Genomic DNA, 20,143 nt, shown 5'->3' on the forward strand with positions numbered 1-20,143 from the left:
CGGGCTCCTCTGGATCAATACCCCATGATATCGGGCAGCCAAGTGGCCAGTCCCGGCACGGCAATCAACAGCAAAATGGTCGCAATGATCGGCAGCAGGAACGGCAGTATCGCGGTCACCACTTGGCCGTAGCGTAGCCGCGTGATCCCAACCATGAGAAACAGCACCGTACCGAAGGGTGGGGTAATGACCCCTACCGATAGCGTGATGACCATCACGATACCGAAGTGCACAGGATCAAGCCCCGCACTCAGCGCTGCCGGCACCACAATCGGGGTGAATATCAGGATGCTTTCGATCACCGACATAAAGCAGCCGATCAGCAGGAAAAACAGTGCAAAACAGAGAAGTAGTGCAAACATGGGCATATCAATGCTGGCCACCTGGCCCGCCAACGCCTGAGGAATGCCCATGCGTACCAGAATCCAACCGTAGAAACTGGAGACGGCAATAATCAGCAGGATCACCGCACTGAACATCAGCGTACGCCGAAAGGCATTGAATAGATCTCGCCAATTCAGATCTCGATAAACCAGGCCGCCCAGTATCACCGCATAAAGCGATGCAATAGCGCCGGCTTCCGTCGGGGTGAAAAAGCCACCCCAGATACCGCCAACGATAATCGCCGGCATCATCAAGGGCAGAATGGCACGCTTGCCGGTGCGGACGACTTCGCAGGCGTCAAAAGGCGTGGGTTTGGGCATCACCACCTTGCCACTGGCAGACAACAGAACGGTCATCCCCATGAGTAACAGCGCCATCAATATGCCCGGCAAAAGCCCGGCCATGAACAGCCCGCCAATACTCACATTGGCCAGCCAGCCATAAACCACAAGCGCGATACTGGGCGGAAGAATTGGCCCTATCACGCTGGAAGCGGCAGTGATGCCGGTTGAGTAACCCAGCTCGTAGCCACGCTCTTTCATGGCCTTGATTTCGATGCTGCCAAGACCTGCCGCATCAGCAACGGCGGTACCCGACATGGTGGCAAAAATGGAGCTGGCCACCACGTTGGCGTGGCCCAGGCCGCCCTTGGTAAAGCCCACCAGCGCAGTGGCAAAGTCAAAAATGCGCGTGGTGGTAGAGCCGATATTCATGATGTTGGCGGCCAGAATGAACAGCGGAATTGCCAGCAGCGTAAAGTTATTGAGGGTTTGCACCATGCGCAGCGGGAGAAGTTCGACTGGCAGCCCGCCGGTGCCGGTTGCCACCAGGGCGATAAACGATGTCACGCCGATGGCGACCACTACGGGCAAACCAATGGCCATCAGTACCAACAGGCCACCGACAAAGATCATAAGTTCGGTCATGGTTGAGAGGTCTCCTCTTCATGGGATACTTCCAACCACGCCACTGGGCCACGCAGGCATTGCCACAGGGCAATCAACGCCATGCCCACAAAGCTGAAAAAGATGCCGTAATAGAGGTAGCTGAAACTGATACTTAACGAGACGGTTTTATTGTTGGCACTCATGTCCGACATGATCCACGCGCCCCAGGCGGCAAGCGCGAAAAAGCCGCATGAGATTAGGGTAATGAGGCGGTATTGGATATTTTTACCTAAACCAGAAAGCTTATGGCTAAACAGATCCACCGCCAGGTGCTCGCTGCGCACCCAGGCCGACAGTGATCCAAAGCCAATTGCGTAGATGGCCAGCATAGACGCCATCTCCTCGGTCCAGGGCATACCGATTCCGAGCAGGTCACGGGCAACAACGGCCGCCACGATCAACAGCAGAATGGCCGCCATGAGCGCCACGCCCACCCCGTCACAAAGACGAGTAACGCCGCGCAGCGTATAGAAAGCAATTCGATCCAGGCCCTTGTTGGGCGCTACCGCGTCTTCCACAGGAGGACTCCTTACCCTGACGTCTTCTTGGTCGTGTATGAAAATTTATTGGTCATGAAAGCTTTCTTGACATGAAAAACAACGACGGCCCGATAGGCCGTCGTTGCGTCTGGCCGGTGCGTATTACTCGCTGTCGTTACCCAGCGCATCTTCACGAACGCCGTCGGCCATTTCAGCCATGACACGATCGATGGCTGGCAACGCCGCTTCGCGGAAAGGAGTAACATCCGGCTCAATGACCGTCATGCCCTCGTCCTGAAGCGCTTCCAGATAGAACTCATCAAGTTCACGCTCCTGCTCTGATCCGTATTGACGAGCTACGTCGATCGCCTCTTCGATCAGCGCTTGATCTTCCTCTTCTAGACCCTCCCACCAGCGAGAACTAGCCACCCAGCTCCACGGAAACTGAACGTGGCTGGTCATGATCAGGTAGTCCTGCACTTCCCATAAACGACGGGTATAGGGTGAGGAAAGCGAGTTCTCGTGGCCATCTACCTGGCCGGTCTGCATGGCGAGATAAATCTCTGGCGCTGGCACGTTGACTACCTGAGCGCCGATCTCTTCCCACACTTCCAGCCATACCGGCAGCGAAGGCAGACGCAAGCGGAAACCTTCCAGATCCGCCGGGGTGTGGATTTCCTTGTTAGCGGTCATGTGGCGGGGCCCGCGGTGCTGCAGACCAAAATACTTCAGGCCGCCCTGGTTTTCGGCTTTTTCAACCAGCGCTTGGCCGGAAGGACTCTCCATATAGGCGTCGACTTCGTCCCAGGTGGTAAAGACAAAGGGAACCGTAATGGCGTCATACTCAGGCGCATACTGTTGACGCCAGTTACCACCGGTCAGGGAGAGCTGGGTTTGGCCCAGGTTAAGCAGCTCCAACACGGCATTCTCACCGCCCAAAGAGCCCGCCAAAAAGGGACGCACTTCAAAGCGGCCGGGCGCCTGCTCTTCCAGATACTCAGCAAAGCGTTCCACCGCGGCGCTTTCCGAGCCGCCTTCACTCATGGTGTTGTTAACTTGAATTTCGATGGGGTTAGCTAAAACGAACGGGGCCGTCGTTAGCATGCCTAGGGTAGCCAGCGTGGCAAACAGTTGTTTCCGCATGGGATGACTCTCTACGGTTGTCGTTATTGGGTGTGGTTCTTGGGTAGCTCCTGTAGGCAAGAGCTTGATGTCGCTTATCTGATCTTGAAACAAGCGGACGAAGGGCTCAAATCGACGTTCAAGAAGGATGACTTCGTCAAATACGATGGCTAGAAACGCTGGTATGACGCGCATTTTGCCTGAGAAGCTTGCCGTCATACGACCAAAGATGAATACCTAGCTGCCTCCGCTGCTCTCCTTTTCGGCAGCAACGGCGCATTTATAAACGGTATGCCCCAACCATGCTTATCGAATGCATGTGCTCGCTAGCTTTCACAAAGCACGAAGCCATGGGCAGGCTTTGTCAGCTAGCTTTCGGTTGCGTTCTGGGTCAGGTGGTCAACCAGGTGTCGCGCAGTCACGTGCAGCGAGGCATATCGGCGCATGCCAATCACCAGCTCACGCTGAGCCCAAGGATCGCTAAGCGGAATACTTTTGAGCTGCAAATCGCCCAGATCGCGATAGATGGTCTGCTCGGGGAGTACGCCAACCCCCATGCCGTGGTGAATCATCCGGCAAATAGCGTCGAAGCTACGTACCTGAATGCGCATACGCAGCGCTTTGCCTGCTAGGTTGGCTTGCTCATTCAACAGCGATTGCAGCGAGGCATCCTGCTGTAAGCCAATAAAATCGAAGGCCAGCGCCTCATTAAAAGCGATGCTTTCACGCTCTGCCAGCGGGTGATCAATGGGCGTCATTAGCACGAGTCGGTCATGCCGATAGGAGAGCTGCTGGAGATCAGGCGCCGCCACATGCCCAGCGAAAATACCGATATCGGTCAGCCCGTCGCGAACGGCGGCAATGATTTCGCTACTGACCCGCTCCTGAAGATCGATCTTGATTTCAGGATAAAGCCGAGAGAACGCGCTGAGATCCTGGGGAAGAAAGGCAATAATCGCCGAGGTATTGGAGTGGATACGTACATGGCCGCGCACGCCTTCGCCGTACTCACTGAGTTCGGCGTGCAGACGCTCAATGTTATCCATAATACGTCGGGCATGGTGCAAAAACGCCTGGCCCGCAGGAGTAAGTTCCACACCACGGGGGCGGCGATACAGCAGCGTCGTGCCGACCAGCGCTTCCAGGTCACTTATTCGCTTGCTCACTGCCGCGAGTGCCAAGTGTTCTCGCTCGGCAGCGGCGGTCAGGCGGCCTTCGTCCGCCACGGAAATAAACAGCTTGAGGGTGACAAAATCGAAGCGGCGCATGACACATGACTCCCATAAGACAGGCGGATTATGCTAACGCACACCTTCGCTAATCACGAACCCATTGTTACCGATTGCCTAATTGTCGCCCTGGATCGGCTCACGCATGCTGACAATAAATGATGATAACGATAAATAGAGGAAAGCCTTAATGAATGCTCCCGAAGCCCGCCAGCTTCCGCTCCAAGGCTTGAAAGTGCTTGAGCTTGGTCAACTGATTGCGGGACCTTTCGCCACCAAACTGCTGGGTGAATTCGGCGCTGATGTGATTAAAATCGAACCGCCAGGCACCGGCGACCCACTTCGCAAATGGCGAATGATAGAGGAGGGCACCTCGCTCTGGTGGCACGTTCAGACCCGCAACAAGCGCTCGGTAGCGCTTGATTTGCGCAGTGAAGAAGGCCAAGGCTTGGTTCGCCAACTCGCCGCCGAGGCCGATGTGGTAGTGGAAAACTTCCGCCCCGGCACCTTGGACAACTGGGGGCTGGGCTGGGAAGCGCTCTCTCAGCTCAACCCACGGCTGATCATGGTGCATATTTCCGGCTACGGGCAAACGGGGCCTTACCGCGATAAGCCCGGCTTTGGGGTGATTGGCGAAGCCATGGGCGGGCTGCGTTACCTGACCGGCCAGCCAGGTGAGCCTTCGGTACGCGTGGGCGTGAGCATCGGCGACTCGCTTTCCGCCCTCTACGCTGTCATTGGTACCCTGCTGGCCCTTCAAGAACGTAACCGCAGCGGCCTGGGCCAAGAGATCGACGTCGCGCTGTATGAGTCGGTGTTTGCGATGATGGAGAGCCTGCTGCCGGAGTTCGATGCCAGCGGCCAGGTTCGCGAACCCAGCGGCAGCGCCCTGCCCGGCATTACCCCTTCCAACGCCTACCGCTGCCAGGGCGGCGATTATGTGCTGATTGCTGGCAATGGCGACAGTATCTTCAAGCGCCTGATGGGAGTGATTGGTCGTGATGATCTCGCCAACGACCCGGCGCTGGCTCATAACGATGGGCGCAGCCAGCAAGCCGAGATGATTGATGCCGCGATTCAAACGTGGACCGAAGAGCGCCCACGGGATGCCATTCTGCAAGCCCTGGACGACGCCCGCGTGCCCGCAGGCTACCCCTACACGGCCGAAGATATTGCCTTTGATCCCCACTACCTAGCGCGGGAGATGATTCAAACCTTTACCCGCCCTAACGGCAAACCGTTAAAAGTGCCCGGCGTACTGCCCAAGCTGAGCGCTACCCCAGGGCGAATCGGCGACGGCGGCCCCGCGCTTGGCCAGCACACCGACGACGTGTTGGATGAGCTGGGCATTGATCACGAAACCCGCGCAAAGCTGCGCCAAGCGGGCATTATTTAGGGAGTGTTTTTATGAATTTGGTAACACCTTGCCCCACCAAGATCGAGATCAACGAAGTTGCCCCCCGGGACGGCCTGCAGATTGAGGCGCTTTTTGTGCCTACGGAAGAGAAAATTCGCTGGATCGATGCGCTCTCCACCACTGGCCTGCGGCGAATCGAAGCAACGTCGTTTACGTCGCCTAAAGCGATTCCCAACCTGCGCGATGCCGCTGATGTGGTGACCGGCATCCAGCGTCGGGAAGGGGTCGATATCACCGTGCTGGTGCCCAATGTAAAAGGCACCGAGCGGGCGCTTGCCTGCCAGGTGGATGAAATCAATCTGGTGATGTCCGCCAGCAACAGCCATGGGCTGGCCAACCTGCGCATGACACCGGAGCAGTCGCTAGAGCAGTTCGCGGCGATTTTGGACGTCAGCAAAGATAGCGAAGTGTTTATTAACGCCTCGCTCTCCACTGCCTTTGGCTGCCCCTTTGAAAGCGAGGTGCCCGAAGCGCGGGTGCTGGAACTGGTTGAGAAACTTATCGACCTTGGCATTCAGGGCGTCACGCTCTGCGATACCACCGGTATGGCCAACCCTGCCCAGGTCAAACGCCTATGCGCAGCCGTGCTTGAGCGCTGGCCGGAAACGCCGTTCACACTTCACTTCCACAACACCCGCGGAATGGGGCTGGCCAACACCCTGGCGGCGTGGCAGGCGGGCATCACTCGCTTTGATGCTTCATTAGGTGGGCTGGGCGGCTGCCCCTTCGCCCCCGGCGCTAGCGGTAATGTATGCACCGAAGACCTAGTGCATATGTTTGAAGCCATGGGCGTCGATACCGGTGTCGATCTGGATGCACTGCTGGAAGTCGCCGCCACCCTCCCCGCCCTTATCGGTCACGATGTGCCGGGGCAGGTGGTCAAGGCCGGAAAATCGACCCGGCGTTATGCGATGCCTAATGCTCAAGCTTGAGCGTTACGCGGGTCCAATCACATGCTTCACTTCAAGGTACGCACTCACCCCCCAAGGGCCGAGTTCACGACCAATGCCGCTTCGCTTGAAGCCGCCCCAGGCGGTTTCAGGCAGCACTAACTGCTCGCTGTTGAACCAGATGCTGCCGGCTTTAAGTTGGCGGCCAATGCGCTTGGCGCGTTCTGGGTCACCGCTAATCACCGTGGCTGCCAGACCAAAGACGCTGTCGTTGGCAAGCTGAATCGCCTCGGCTTCGCTTGCCACACTGCGGCCGCAAAGCACCGGGCCGAAAATTTCCTCCTGCCACAAGCGGCTTTCCACTGGCACATCGCGATAAAGCGTGGGTGCCAGGAAGTAGCCCTGGGCGGGCAGCGTGCGGTGTTGCCCATCGCGCACGACGGTAAGACCTTCCTGTTCGGCAAGATCTAAATAGCGCTGCACGGCGTCACGCTGCTTGGCGCTGGTTAGGGGTCCTAAATCCGTGTCTTCAGCGAGCGGGTCACCCAGCGTCAGCGCATCCATACGCTCGGCAAGGGCAGCGTAGAGTGCTTCTGCTACATCCTCGTGCACCAATAAACGCGAGGTCGCGGAGCAGATCTGCCCGGCATTGAAGTAGATACCCGCCATCACCCAGTCGGCTGCCTGTTCGGGGTCGGCATCTTCCATCACCAGGATCGGCGACTTTCCGCCCAGCTCCAGAGACACGCTCGCAGTGCGTGCGGCGGCCGCCTGCATCACCGCTTCACCGACGCGGTTGCTGCCGGTAAAGGAAATTTTATCCACGCCAGGGTGGTTGGTTAGTGGCGCACCGATGCCCTCGCCGTCGCCATTGAGCAGGTTGAGCACCCCAGCAGGCAAGCCTATCTCCAGGGCAATCTCTGCCAGTACTCGCTCGGGGAGCGGTGTCACTTCTGACGGTTTGAGTACCGCAGTACAGCCCGCAGCCAACGCGGGTGCCAGCTTCCAAGCGCTGGTCACTAATGGGAAGTTCCACGGTGCAATCAGCCCCACGACGCCCACAGGGTCGTGGTAAGTGCGCGCCTCAACGCCTTCCATTTCTACGCTCACCAACTCGCCTTGGCGATCATCCAGTGCCTTGGCCTGCCCTGCGTAGTAGCGGTAGCAGGCAATCGCATCGTCCAGGTCAATCCCTGCTTCTGCTAGCGGCTTACCGTTGTTAGTTGCTGAAAGCGTGATGATCGAATCCCGACGGGCTTCCAATGCATCGGCAAACCCTTCCAGAAACTTAGCGCGAGCTGCCCCACCCAACGCCTGCCAATCAGGCTGCGCCTGCTGTGCGGCTTGTACCGCCGCATCAACGTCGGCCGCATCCCCAGCGGTGACCTGTGCGATACGCTCTTCGCGGTAGGGGTTCATCACATCAAGCAGTCGGATGCCCGCCGAGGGCACCCACTGGTTGTTGATGAATTGGTGGTCAACAACCGAAGGGAAGTCGGTCTGGGAGGTCATGGGCATAATCGTGGCTCCTTTAGAGGTCGTGTTGGCGAAGCCAATCATCGATAAGCTTTGTGAGATGCTGGCCGCTAAAGCTGGGGAAATGGCCGCCGTGCACGGTGCGGACAGGCAGGTTGCGCAGCCGCCGCATACTGGCGGCGTAGTCGGTAAGATCGCTGTGCCAGAGGTCTTCGATGAGCGGGCCATCGTAAATCAAATCACCCGATATCAGCGTCTGGGTGGCCGCCTCCCAAAGTGCGATGCCGCCAGGGGAGTGACCAGGCGTATGAATCACTTCCCACTGCCGATTTCCCAAGTCCAGTATTTCGCCATCCTTTAGCGGGGACACCATTTGCGGCACCTGAATACGGTAGCGATCATGCGAATAAGGCTCTGGGGGTAGCGCTTCGAACATATCGTCGCTGAGAAACTGGTCGGCCAGGGTACGCGTGTTGTCGGGTGAAGCAAGGATGTCCGCCTCAGCGGCATGCACATGGCAACAGCCAAACTCGTGAGCGGCGCCGATATGGTCAAAGTGCGTGTGGCTGGCCACCGCCAGCAGGTCACGCTCGGCAAGCTGCGCCACGTGCTGGCGCAGCGGCACCGCGCCCAGACCAAAATCCACAACCATGCCGCGCTTGCTGCCCTGAACATGCCAGATATTGCAGCGATAAAACGGCTTGATCCGCGGCTCGTCGATCAGGGTGATACCGTCCGACTTGGGGGTAGTACGGTACCACTGCTGTGCACTGATGCGCTCAAGGCTCATGCGGGCACCCGCTTGGCAACCGCGATCTTGCTGACCACGAAATAGAGCGCGCCGGTGATCACGAACACCGGCAGCGAAGCGCCAAAATCCAACGGCGCGACCCAGTTCCAGTAGTAAGCCAGCAATGCACCCACGCCATAACTGCCTAACGCCAGCCAGTTAAACGCTGGCAGCTTATGCTCATCTTGAATGAGCTGTGACGACGTGTAGCGCTCCCGGCCCAACATGTAGTAATCAACGATCATCAGCGAAAATGCTGGAATAAAGACGCTGCCAATAATTAATAAAAAGGTCTGGAACTGATCAAGAATACCGGGGATGAGCGCACCCATGACCGAAACCACACCAATGATTAATGCGGGTTTCCAAAACGGTACTTTAGGGCGCACGCTCATGAATGAAAGCGTCGCGCTATAGACACACATCACGTTGGTGGTCAGCACCGAGAAGAAAATCACCAGGGCGGCGGGCAGGCCGAAACCGAAGCCGCTGAGCAGGGTCGTCGGGTCGTAGGTGGGCTCCATGCCCACGCTGATCGAAAGCGCTGACACCGTAGCGCCCAGACCCATCGCTACCAGCGTTGCCACCACGTAACCGCCCCAGGTGCCCACAACGGCAGCTTTTAGCGATCGGCAATGGCGATTGTAGTCCGCGGCCAATGGAATCCAGGAAAAAGCCGTGGCGACCACGATATCGAATATCACGCCACCGCCCAACACGCCTTCGGGCTCCAGCTGGGTGATGCTCGGCAGATCGTAATGCCGATTGAGCGCGAACAGCACCACCGCCGAGAGCACCAGCATCAGCAGTGCTGCTATCTTCTCGACTTTCTCGATCCCCAGGTGACCACGCAGGGCAATCAGCACCACCAGTGATTCACAGATAACCGTGAAGAGCGCCACATTGGAGTAACCGGTCAGGCTTTCCACGGCGTAGTCCAGACTCATGCCTGCTAGCAGCGCCTGAATCCAGCTCCAGGCAATCAGGGCTAATAAATTCACCCAGGCGGGGAAATTAGCGCCTTTTCTGCCGAAGGTGCCCCGCGCCAGTACCATCGTGGTCATGCCGGTTTGCTGACCCATCACCCCGATCAATACCAACGGAATGATGCCGATCGCCGAACCAATCAAGATCAGCAGCATGGCATGCTGGAAGGTCAGGTCAGGGACTAAAAACATGCCGGTCAGGATGGTGGTCACCACCACGTTGGCGCCGAGCCACAGCGCAAAGGTTCCCGGCAGCCCAAGGCTGTGTTCAACGTCGTCGGCTGACAGGGTGTCCTGGCCGAGCACATGATTATTCTTCATTGTTATCTCCTGGTAACATCAGGTTTTTCTGCCAGGCAGCGGCGTCAATTTCGATCAGTAGAGGGCCGTTCGCTTCACGGTTGGCGAGCGCCTTGGCAAGCTCGACGGGGCTTTCTACCAGTAAGCCGGGACAGCCAAAGCCTTCGGCCAAGGTGAGGAAGTTGGGTGCTTGAATATCCACGCCCAGGCGCGCCACGCCGTTGGCATCCATATAGCGACGAATCTCTTCGTAACCGGCGTTGTGCCAGAGCACGATCACTACGGGCAGGCGCTCTTCTACGGCCGTTGCCATTTCCGAGAGCGTAAACATCACCCCGCCATCGCCCACCAGTGCCACCACAGGCAAATCAGGCCGAGCCAACTGAGCTCCCAATGCCGCCGGAAGCCCATAGCCCAGCGTGCCGTAACCGGTTGAGGCATTGAAATAGCGCCTGGGCGCGGGCTGACTGACCAAGTGGTTACCGGCATATACCGGTGCGGTGGAGTCGCCCACCAGAATGGCCTCGGGCAGAGAGTCAGCCAACGTTTTATAAAGCGGTACAAAGTCGGCAAAGGCAGAGTCGTTGACCAAATTAAGCGCACCCAACGCTGCGGCGGTTCGCTCAATGCCTTGACGCTTCAGCAGCTCGGGGAAGTGGCCAGACAGAAGCTCCAAGCTGCGCCCGGCGTCACCCACCAGTCCAAGCGTGGTGCGCTGGTTGCGCACCAGTTGCTCTGGATCGATGTCGATACGAATCAGCGTGCCGTTGAGGCGAAAGCCGCCGTCAAAAACGACGTCATAATCGGTCTCACCTAGCTCGGTGCCGACGGCCAGAATCACATCGGCATTGGCCGACAGCTCGCGCACTGCGGGCAGCGCGGCATTGGCACCTAAATCCAGCGGGTGGTCACGGCCTAGCAGCCCTTTGGCGTTAATGGTCGTTACCGTGGGAGCATCGAGCTTTTCGACCAAGGCTCGCGCTGCTTCTGGCGCTGAAACGCAGCCTCCGCCCAATAGCACCAGGGGCTGCTTCGCCGCTTGTAGTAAGCGTGCAGCCTCGGCCAAGCCTTCTGGATCAGGCGCCGCGCGGTAAAGCGTGGGCGCTTGCCAACTGGCCGGCACATCCACCGGGGCATTAAACAGATCGATGGGGATTTCGATATGCACCGGGCCTGGGCGCGCCCCATTGAAGATGGCAAAGGCACGCGCCAGCACGTCGGGTAGCGTATTGGCGTCCAGCAGCGTGTGGCTAAACCGCGCCACACCGCTGATCATCTGCTGTTGGCTGGGCAGCTCGTGCAGCCGCCCTTGACCTAAGCCCAAGGTATCGCGGCGGTTCACACTGGAGATCACCAGCATGGGAATGGAGTCCGCCAGGGCTTGGCCCATGGCGGTGGCAATGTTGGTCATGCCCGGTCCGGTAATAATCAGGCACACTCCCGGCTGCCCGCTGGCCCGGGCATAGCCATCGGCCATAAACCCCGCGCCCTGCTCATGGCGTGGCGTAACGTGCCTCACATCGCTGCCTTCCAGCCCGCGATAAAGCTCTACCGTATGGACACCGGGGATGCCGAACAGGGCGTTTACCCCGTAAGTATCCCGCAGTAGCCGAATGAGTAGCTCGGCACAGGTTATATCTGGTTGTTTGCGTGTTGCTTCAACGTTCATTTCTGGCCCCTTAGAAGAAAAACGTATGGGCCATAAAGGCGATGATCGGCAGCGTAATCGCGGTACGCAGTAAGAAGATGGCGACCAGCTCCCAGAACTTGATGGGAATTTTCGACTTGAGCAGCAGCGCGCCGATTTCCGACATGTAGATCAGTTGAGTGAGCGACAGGCAGGCAATCACAAAGCGGGTGAGTTCGCTTTCAATATTGGTCGCCAGCACCGCAGGCAGGAACATATCAGCAAAGCCCACCAGCGTGGCAGGCGCTGCCGCTTCTGCTTCAGGAATCCGCAGCAGTTCCAGCACCGGCACCATCGGGTAAGAGAGCCACGTAAACAGCGGGGTAAATTCCGCCAGAATTAGCGCCACCGTGCCAATAGCAAACACCAAGGGAAGCAGGCCAAGGAAAATATCCATCACGTTGAGCAGCGCCAAACGCACCAGCTCACGGGGCCCAGGAGCTCCAGCGGCGCGATTGGTGGCCTGAATCAAGCTGTAACGGAACAGACCCACTTTCTCCGTCCGTTCTTCATTCAGTTGGCAGCCCACCGGTTCGTAATAGTCATTGGATTTGCGCGACAGGGGCGGCAGGCGCGGCACTATCACCGCCGCGATCAACCCGGAGACCACCACCGTGAAGTAGAACTGCACAAATAGGTGGTTGATATCGACAAAGCTGGTAACGAGCAGCGCAAACGCAATCGACACCACGGAGAAGTTGGTGGCAATGACCGAAGCTTCACGACCATTATAATAACCCTGCTCATACTGCTGCGTGGTGATAAGTACGCCGACGGTGCCCGAGCCCATCCATGAGGCGGTGGCATCGATAGCGCTGCGTCCCGGCAAGTTAAAAATCACCCGAAACGGCTTACGTACCATACTGCCGATGAACTCCATAAATCCGAACTCGACCAAAAACGGCAGCAGCAGTGCGGCAAAGAAGAAGAACGTTAATAGTACTGGCGCCAGATCATTGAGCATCACGCCACCGGTAAAAGAAGCGGTCACGAACTCAGGCCCGAACTGGAAATAGGTCATCACGGCAAACAGCGCGCCTAAACCACGCATCGCAAGCCACACCGGCCCGACATGAAACATTTCGTGCAGCATGCCTTTTTTGGCCCAGGCGGGGGTAGCTAACTTGGCGTAAATCGTCGCTACCACCGACAGGCAGAGCACAACGACGGCAATGGCTGGCAGCGCCGAACCTAGCAAGGCTTGCAAGCTATCGGCCATGAGCCCCATGCCGATGTTAATGGTATCGCCCACTTGAAAAGGGACGAGAAACAGCAGCACCCCAATTAGCGAGGGAATGATAAATTTCAGTAAGTGCGCGCGGGGTATCGGTGCCGACGAGGTCGGCTGTTCCGATTTAACGTTGCTATACGACATAGGGTTCACCCATTGGAAGTGATTATTGGAGGTGGACTGGCGGCGTGGCTAGGTCAGTACTTTTTTATTTAGTCACTATTTCTTTGATAGCTATTTGGTCGACGTCACTCGCTATGTTTAACGCCCGGCAGTACGCAGAGCATTTCATACAGCAGCGTGGCGCCCATTAATGCAGTGTTACCACTGGGGTCGTAAGGCGGGGATACTTCCACCAGGTCGCCGCCGACAATATTGAGCCCAGCGGCACCGCGAACCAGCTCCAACCCTTGGCTAGAGGTCAATCCTCCCATCTCTACCGTGCCGGTACCGGGAGCAACAGAGGGATCCAAGCCGTCGATGTCGAAACTGATGTACACCGGGATATCGCCCATCTGCTCGCGTACTTCCTGCATTAATGGCGCTAGCGAGCGGTACCAGCACTCTTCTGCAGGCACGACGCGGAAACCTTGATCACGGCACCAGTCAAAATCTTCAGCGGCGTAGCCGGTACCGCGCAGACCGATTTGTACTACCTTGCCGTGGGCTAATAAGCCCTCCTCCTGGGCACGACGAAACGGCGTGCCGTGGGCAATTGGCTCACCGAACATGTGCTCGTTCACATCGGCGTGGGCATCGATATGAATCAATCCCACTGGGCCGTGCTTTTTGGCCATGGCGCGAAGAATCGGCAGCGTCAGGGTGTGCTCTCCGCCTAGGGTCAACGGAATGCAGTTATGTTTCAGCACCTCATCGTAGAAGGCGGTAATGATGTCGACGCTTTTCGGCAGGTGGAACGTATTGATGGGTACGTCGCCGATATCTGCCACCTGCAGGCTTTCAAAGGGCGCGGCGCGTGTCGCCATGTTGTAAGGGCGCAGCATGCGCGACTCGTCACGAATCTGGCGCGGCCCAAGCCGCGTGCCGGGGCGGTTCGAGGTGCCAATATCCATGGGTATGCCAATAAACGCCGCATCTAAACCTTCGGCGGTGTCTTGGGTAGGCAAGCGCATCATGGTGGCGGGGCCTGCAAAGCGTGGCATGGTGTTGCCGCCCAACGGCTGGTTGAACTCCGACATACACATCTCCTTGGATTTGTTGTGACGCTTTAGTGTGCTCTAAGCATCTTTGCTAACTTTCAGCCTTAACTATTTCCTCTAGGTATTGCATAGATCATGCCAAGTCGTAGATGCCTGTAAAGAGGTGGGAATACCGCCCAAACGATGCAAAAATGAATCAATCTGACGTTCAATCAATTCATTTTTGAATCAAAGATTCAAAAATGAATTATTTAGAGGAGTCGACTGCAGTGAGTGAAATAGACAGACGTGTGCTGCAAACGATTGTTGAGACCGCTAACGATCACTTCTTTATCGTCAGTGGCGATGGGCAAATAGTCGACATCAGCCCAGGGGCTGAGGCGGTTTACGGTGTATCGCGAGAAGAACTGCTTTCCAGCAGTGTGCAGCAACTGCAAGCGGCCGGAGTGCTCAAACCTTCCATCACCATGGAAGTGATGCGCACCCGCCGACCTGCGCAGCTTATGCAGGTCACCGGAACTGGCCGCCGGGTGATTGCCGAAGCCTACCCGGTGTTCGTCGACGGTAAACTGGAACGCATTATCAGCCGCTCGCGGGATTTAACCGATTTGCAGCTATTGCAGGACGAATATGCGCTGCTGCAAAAACGCTTTAGCGAACACCTAAAGCGCAGTCAGGCAGCGCCAGACGCGGAAGAGCAGGCGTTGGATGACGCCCTGGACAATTTGCAGGTGCGCAGCAGCGTAATGCGCGAAATTGCGCTACTGCTTAAGCGGGTCGCCCCTTCGGATGCCAATGTGCTGATGCTGGGTGAATCAGGTGTGGGTAAAACTGCCTTCGCCAAACAGCTACACCGCTGGAGTCAGCGCTGTGGCGGCCCCTTTATTGACGTTAACTGCGCGGCGATTCCAGAGAATCTGTTTGAGTCCGAAATGTTTGGCTACCAGCCCGGCGCTTTCAGCGGTGCCGCCCGGCAGGGCAAAGCCGGGCTGTTAGAGCAGGCCGAGGGCGGCACGCTATTTTTGGATGAAATCGGCGAGCTGCCGCTGCTAATGCAAACCAAACTGCTCAAGGTAATCCAGGACGGAAGTTTGACCCGACTGGGTGACACTCGCTCTCGCAAGGTCAATTTTCGCTTGGTTGTGGCGACCAATCAGGATTTGGGCAAGCAAGTAGAGGCCGGGCTTTTCCGTCTGGATCTTTACTACCGCCTCAACGTAATACCCGTGACCTTGCCGCCGCTGCGTGACCGCCGGGAGGATATCCCCGACCTGGTTGAAGCGTGTTTAAACCGGCTGAACCAGCGCTATGGGCGGCAGAAAATCCTCGACACCCGCGTTTGGTCGACCCTGATGGGCAGCGAATGGCCGGGGAATGTCCGAGAGCTGGAAAATTGGCTAGAAAGAGCTTGGCTTTCCAGTCCCACCGATCAAATAGAGGTGCCCGCCGCACTCCCTCACGCCGAGCAGCACCCAACCAACTTGCCAAGTGTTCCGCCAGCATCGTCGACAGTAGCACTCGAGCCCCAGGAAACTCTCAAGCAGTACCTAGCGCGGCTGGAGCGAGAAACGCTTGAAATGCTATGCCATAAGCTCCCAAGCACCTACGCCATTGCCGAGCGTCTGGGCATCAGCCAATCCAGCGTGGTGCGCAGGCTGCAGCGTTATGGCATTAAAGTCGCCAAGTGATTTTCTGCTTGACACAACTGCTGTCATCAACCATCCATGTAAGTGTCATGAAACGGCAACACCTTCAACACAAGCTGAACCAATAACAACCAACAGCCGGTGATGTGTGTGCTATGTCCAACCAATCACGAATACGTTTAGAGGGCGTCACTAAACGCTGGGGCGCCTCTGCGGCTGTGGATGGTATTTCGTTTGATGTTACCCCAGGGCAGTTTGTCATTCTGCTCGGCCCTTCAGGCTGCGGTAAATCCACCACGCTACGCATGATTGCAGGCTTGGAAGAAGCCAGCGACGGCCAAATTCATATTGGCGAACGCGACGTCACGCGCCTGCCGCCCGGCGACCGTGGACTAAGCATGGTGTTTCAATCCTACGCATTGTTTCCGCACTTAAGCGTTGCCGACAATATCGTGTTTGGCCTGCGCAGCCGCAAGGTACCCAAAGATGAACAGCGCCAGCGGCTAGCCAAGGTCGCTGAACTGGTCGATTTAACCGATTACCTAAACCGCAAACCTGCCCAACTTTCCGGTGGCCAACGCCAGCGGGTGGCTTTGGCGCGCTCGGTGATCTCCGAACACCCGATCTGCTTGATGGACGAGCCACTCTCGAACCTGGACGCCCGGCTGCGTAGCGATATGCGCCGGGAAATAAAAGCATTACAGAGCCGCCTGAACATGACGGTGATTTACGTCACCCACGACCAGGTGGAAGCCATGAGCATGGGTGATCGTGTAATTCTGATGCAGCACGGCAAAATCGTGCAGGACGGCACCCCGGACGAGCTCTATAACCGCCCCGCTAGCGCCTTTGCCGCCAGCTTTATTGGCAGCCCCGCCATGAATCTGCTGCCATTAGTGGCCGGTGAGAATGGCGCCGTTATCGAAGGTGAAGCAAGTACCCCCGTAGCCCCCTTGGAGGCCGCTGGTGGGCACTTGGGCATCCGCCCGGAAGATGTCGAGCTGCGAATCGCACCCGGTTCCGGCGTACCCGCTAACGTATTAAGTGAAGAGTATCTGGGAGCGGACACCATTGCTTATGTCGCGGTGGGGTCGCACACCCTACGCGTGCGGCTTAGCGGCAAGCAGGCACTGACAGGCCAGCCATGCAGCCTCTATTGGACGTCACAGAACACACACCTTTTCGATGCCGAAGGCCTGCGGCGGGATGACCTGACGCCGACCCCCTTACCCAGCTCATCTCGAAGCATTCCTCGTCCACCGGCGGTGGGCTCTTTCCAACACTGATAGCAGTATTGATACTTGCGGAGTCTCTTATGCGTTTGCGTACCCCTTTTGCAATGACCGCCCTGGCAGCGGGCTTGTTAAGCGCCGCCCAGGTAAACGCGGATAGCGTCGATCTGACCATGTACTACCCGGTCGCGGTGGGCGGTGCACTCACCGACGTCGTTGATAACCTGGTGGAAGAGTTTGAAAGCGAACACCCCGATATCAATGTGGAAGCGATCTACGCCGGTAACTACGACGACACCCGCGTGCGAGCCATGTCGGCAATGGAAGCGGGTGATACGCCCCAGCTGTCGGTCATGTTCTCCATTGACCTGTACGAGTTGATTGAGCAGAACGCCATCGTCGCCTTTGACGACCTGGTTGAAACCGATGAAGAGCGCGAATGGCTTGATGGCTTCTACCCTGGGCTGATGGAAAATGGCCAACTGGATGGTAAAACCTACGGCATTCCCTTCCAGCGCTCCACCATTGTACTGTTCTGGAACAAAGACGCCTTTGAAGCCGCCGGCCTAGACCCCGAAACACCCCCAGAAAACTGGGAAGAGATGGCCGAGATGGCCGCGACCGTGCGCGAAGCCTCCAATGGCGAGCAGTGGGGCGTGATGGTGCCGTCGACTGGCTACCCCTATTGGATGTTCCAGGCCTTTGCCTTTCAGAACGGCCACCGGCTAATGAGCGAAGATGGCACCGAGGTCTACTTTGACGACCCCGCAGCGGTTGAAGCGCTGGAGTACTGGGTGTCACTGGCCACCGAGCATAACGCCATGCCCGACGGCACCATCGAGTGGGGCACCCTGCGCCAGAACTTCCTGGAAGAGTCCACGGCAATGATGTGGCACACCACGGGCAACCTGACCGCCGTACGCAGCGAAGCCAATTTTGATTTTGGCGTCGCCATGCTGCCTATGAAAACCCAGCGCGGTAGCCCCACCGGCGGCGGCAACTTCTACATTTTTGAAGATGCGACGGAAGAAGAACAGCGCGCGGCGATGACCTTTATTCGCTGGATGACCGCTCCCGAGCGAGCCGCTGCCTGGTCGATTGAGACTGGCTACATGGGCGTTAGCCCCGCCGCTTACGAAACCGACGCGCTACAAGGCTATGTGGAAGAGTTCCCACCCGCCGCGGTCGCCCGCGACCAGCTTGAACACGGCACGGCGGAGCTTTCCACCTATCAAGGTGGCCGCATTCGCCGCGCCTTGGATAACGCCGTACAAGCGGCGCTGACCGGCCAAATGACGCCGCAAGAAGCGCTTAGCCAGGCGCAGCAAGAGGCCGACAGCGTGCTTCGCCGCTACGCACGCTAATCGTTAGGCATTTTACTGTTCGCCGGGGCATGCCCCGGCTTCTCCAACGTGCGGTACGTCTCTATGTCATTCACCAATCACCGCAAAATGCAGCTCTACGGCTCGCTTCTGCTGCTGCCAGCTGCGCTACTACTGACGACGTTTGCTTATTTACCGACCGTGACAACGGTCATTAATAGCCTGTTTTTGCCCGGCTTTCGCGGTGCACCCACTGAATTCGTAGGCCTTGAAAATTATCAGGTGTTGTTCGATGACCCGACATTTTGGCAGGTAGCCCGCAATAACCTGCTCTACGCACTGGGCACCATTCCCACCTCTATCGCGCTGGCATTGGGTATGGCGCTGTTCGTCAATGGCAAGCTTCGCGGGCGCGGCTTTGTGCGCATGGCTTACTTTACGCCGACGATTCTACCCATGATCGCCGCGGCCAATATCTGGATGTTTTTCTACGCCCCGCAGATTGGCCTGTTCAATAGCTTGCTCGGCATGCTGGGGTTTTCAGGGGTGAACTGGCTGGGCGATCCAAGCGTTGCGTTAAGCTCGGTGATCGTAATGTCGGTGTGGAAAGAAGCCGGCTTTTTCATGATCTTCTATCTGGCCGCGCTACAGAGTATGCCACCCGAGTTGAAAGAGGCGGCTGACTTAGAAGGCACTAGCCGCTGGAGCTTCTTTTGGCGCGTCACTTTTCCTCTCCTCATGCCCACCACGCTGTTTGTGCTGATCAATGCGCTGATTAACTCGGTGCGGGTCGTGGATCACCTGTTTATCTTGACCAAGGGCGGGCCCAACAACGCCACCAACCTGCTGCTTTACTACGTCTACGAGAATGCGTTTTCGTTCTTTGACCGCACCACGGCGGCGACCATTACGGTGGTTATCCTGCTGGTGCTTGCGGTAGTGGCCACGCTGAAGTTCACGATTTTAGATCGCAGGACGCACTATCAATGAATACGACCACTGTCTATGCGCCCCGCGCCCGCTTCTTCTCAATTCCAGCGCTGGAAACCGTGGCTGCGTGGCTACTGGCGATTATCTGGATTTTCCCGCTGCTGTACGCCTTTTGGGCCGCCTTCCACCCCAGCGAGTTTATGGTGAACTTTGAGCTCTTCGCCCCGCTGACGCTGGAGAACTTCACTAACGCCTGGTCTCAAGCGCCCTTTGCCCGCTACTACCTGAACACCTTTGCGCTGGTGACAGGGGTGGTGATCGGTCAGTTTGTGGTCTGTACCCTGGCGGCGTTTGCCTTTGCGCGCTTCCCGATTCCCGGCAAGAACGTTCTGTTTATGCTGGTGCTGATTCAGCTATTTGTGTTCCCCGAAGTGCTGATTGTCGAGAACTACCGCATCGCCAGCGAGCTGGGGCTGATCAACACCATCACCGGGATTGGTCTGCCCTATGTGGCCAGCGCCTTGGGTATTTTTCTGCTCCGCCAAACGTTCAAAACCATCCCCCGTGAGCTGGAAGACGCTGCCCGCATCGAAGGCTGCAACTGGCTGGAAATTCTGTGGAAGGTGTACGTACCGCTAGCCAAGCCCACTTATCTGGCTTACGGGCTGGTCTCGATTAGCCACCACTGGAACAACTTTATCTGGCCGTTAGTGGTCACCAACTCAGTAGAGAGCCGCCCGCTCACGGTGGGCTTAGGCGTTTTTTCCGCGCCCGAAACCGGCGTTAACTGGGCCACCGTCAGCGCCGCAACACTGCTCAGCATCGCCCCACTGCTGGTCGCCTTCCTGCTATTCCAGCGCCAGTTCGTTCAGTCGTTTTTACGGGCGGGGATTCGCTAGGCAGACGCCCCTCGGG

17 protein-coding genes are annotated in these 20,143 nt (G+C 57.5%); 7 read left to right on the forward strand and 10 right to left on the reverse strand.

The genetic code is table 11. The features are described 5' to 3' along the window. Positions 1–14: 14 nt before the first annotated feature. From QEN58_RS16770 to QEN58_RS16785, 4 genes are all read right to left on the reverse strand, one after another. Complete coding sequence (locus QEN58_RS16770) at positions 15–1,310, reverse strand: TRAP transporter large permease (protein WP_280104734.1); 1,296 nt, start codon at positions 1,308–1,310, stop codon at positions 15–17. Further along, entirely contained in the window at positions 1,307–1,849 is a 543-nt protein-coding gene (locus QEN58_RS16775; protein ID WP_280104735.1) for a TRAP transporter small permease, read from the reverse strand. The genes QEN58_RS16770 and QEN58_RS16775 overlap by 4 nt, the downstream gene beginning before the upstream one ends. 123 nt (positions 1,850–1,972) lie before the next feature. Next, positions 1,973–2,953 carry a TRAP transporter substrate-binding protein gene (locus QEN58_RS16780; protein ID WP_280104736.1) on the reverse strand — a complete coding sequence of 327 codons (981 nt, stop codon included), beginning with the start codon at positions 2,951–2,953 and terminating at the stop codon, positions 1,973–1,975. 347 nt (positions 2,954–3,300) lie between these two features. Then, positions 3,301–4,200, reverse strand: a complete 900-nt coding sequence (locus QEN58_RS16785; protein ID WP_280104737.1) for a LysR family transcriptional regulator — start codon at positions 4,198–4,200, stop codon at positions 3,301–3,303. Between the two features lie 151 nt (positions 4,201–4,351). Between QEN58_RS16785 and QEN58_RS16790 the strand changes: the two genes are divergently transcribed. Together QEN58_RS16790 and QEN58_RS16795 are read left to right on the forward strand one after the other, a co-directional pair. Then, positions 4,352–5,557, forward strand: a complete 1,206-nt coding sequence (locus tag QEN58_RS16790; protein ID WP_280104738.1) for a CaiB/BaiF CoA transferase family protein — start codon at positions 4,352–4,354, stop codon at positions 5,555–5,557. Between the two features lie 11 nt (positions 5,558–5,568). After that, positions 5,569–6,510: a hydroxymethylglutaryl-CoA lyase gene (locus QEN58_RS16795; RefSeq protein ID WP_280104739.1), complete on the forward strand. Its 942-nt coding sequence runs from the start codon at positions 5,569–5,571 to the stop codon at positions 6,508–6,510. 3 nt (positions 6,511–6,513) lie between these two features. On the opposite strand, the gene QEN58_RS16800 is transcribed toward QEN58_RS16795, so the two are convergent. The 6 genes from QEN58_RS16800 to speB all read right to left on the reverse strand — a co-directional run bounded on the left by QEN58_RS16800 (position 6,514) and on the right by speB (position 14,137). Further along, positions 6,514–7,986 carry an aldehyde dehydrogenase family protein gene (locus QEN58_RS16800; RefSeq protein ID WP_280104740.1) on the reverse strand — a complete coding sequence of 491 codons (1,473 nt, stop codon included), beginning with the start codon at positions 7,984–7,986 and terminating at the stop codon, positions 6,514–6,516. 13 nt (positions 7,987–7,999) lie between these two features. Continuing rightward, positions 8,000–8,734, reverse strand: a complete 735-nt coding sequence (locus QEN58_RS16805) for an MBL fold metallo-hydrolase (protein ID WP_280104741.1) — start codon at positions 8,732–8,734, stop codon at positions 8,000–8,002. Further along, a complete protein-coding gene (locus QEN58_RS16810) occupies positions 8,731–10,041 on the reverse strand; it encodes a purine-cytosine permease family protein (protein ID WP_280104742.1) in 1,311 nt (436 codons plus the stop codon). Before QEN58_RS16810 ends, QEN58_RS16805 begins: the two co-directional genes overlap by 4 nt. Then, positions 10,031–11,689, reverse strand: a complete 1,659-nt coding sequence (locus QEN58_RS16815; protein ID WP_280104743.1) for a 5-guanidino-2-oxopentanoate decarboxylase — start codon at positions 11,687–11,689, stop codon at positions 10,031–10,033. The genes QEN58_RS16810 and QEN58_RS16815 overlap by 11 nt, the downstream gene beginning before the upstream one ends. A gap of 10 nt (positions 11,690–11,699) precedes the next feature. Beyond that, positions 11,700–13,082, reverse strand: a complete 1,383-nt coding sequence (locus tag QEN58_RS16820) for a YjiH family protein (protein ID WP_280104744.1) — start codon at positions 13,080–13,082, stop codon at positions 11,700–11,702. Positions 13,083–13,186: 104 nt separating this feature from the next. Then, the gene (gene speB / locus QEN58_RS16825; protein WP_280104745.1) at positions 13,187–14,137 is read right to left on the reverse strand and encodes an agmatinase; all 951 of its coding nucleotides are present in this window, start codon (positions 14,135–14,137) and stop codon (positions 13,187–13,189) included. A gap of 203 nt (positions 14,138–14,340) precedes the next feature. Between speB and QEN58_RS16830 the strand changes: the two genes are divergently transcribed. The 5 genes from QEN58_RS16830 (at position 14,341) to QEN58_RS16850 (ending at position 20,127) form a co-directional block, all read left to right on the forward strand. Continuing rightward, on the forward strand, positions 14,341–15,786 hold the full coding sequence (locus QEN58_RS16830; protein WP_280104746.1) for a sigma-54 interaction domain-containing protein: 1,446 nt from the start codon (positions 14,341–14,343) through the stop codon (positions 15,784–15,786). Between the two features lie 113 nt (positions 15,787–15,899). Further along, positions 15,900–17,030, forward strand: a complete 1,131-nt coding sequence (locus QEN58_RS16835; protein WP_280104747.1) for an ABC transporter ATP-binding protein — start codon at positions 15,900–15,902, stop codon at positions 17,028–17,030. A gap of 29 nt (positions 17,031–17,059) precedes the next feature. After that, positions 17,060–18,340 (forward strand): ABC transporter substrate-binding protein, encoded by a 1,281-nt coding sequence (locus QEN58_RS16840; protein WP_280104748.1) that lies wholly within the window; start codon positions 17,060–17,062, stop codon positions 18,338–18,340. Positions 18,341–18,403: 63 nt separating this feature from the next. Then, positions 18,404–19,288, forward strand: a complete 885-nt coding sequence (locus QEN58_RS16845) for a carbohydrate ABC transporter permease (protein ID WP_280104749.1) — start codon at positions 18,404–18,406, stop codon at positions 19,286–19,288. Beyond that, a complete protein-coding gene (locus QEN58_RS16850; RefSeq protein ID WP_280104750.1) occupies positions 19,285–20,127 on the forward strand; it encodes a carbohydrate ABC transporter permease in 843 nt (280 codons plus the stop codon). Before QEN58_RS16845 ends, QEN58_RS16850 begins: the two co-directional genes overlap by 4 nt. The last annotated feature ends 16 nt before the right edge of the window (positions 20,128–20,143 follow it).

Origin of the sequence: Halomonas alkaliantarctica (assembly GCF_029854215.1) — a bacterium.
In the GTDB taxonomy this organism is placed as follows: Bacteria; Pseudomonadota; Gammaproteobacteria; order Pseudomonadales; family Halomonadaceae; genus Vreelandella; species Vreelandella alkaliantarctica_A.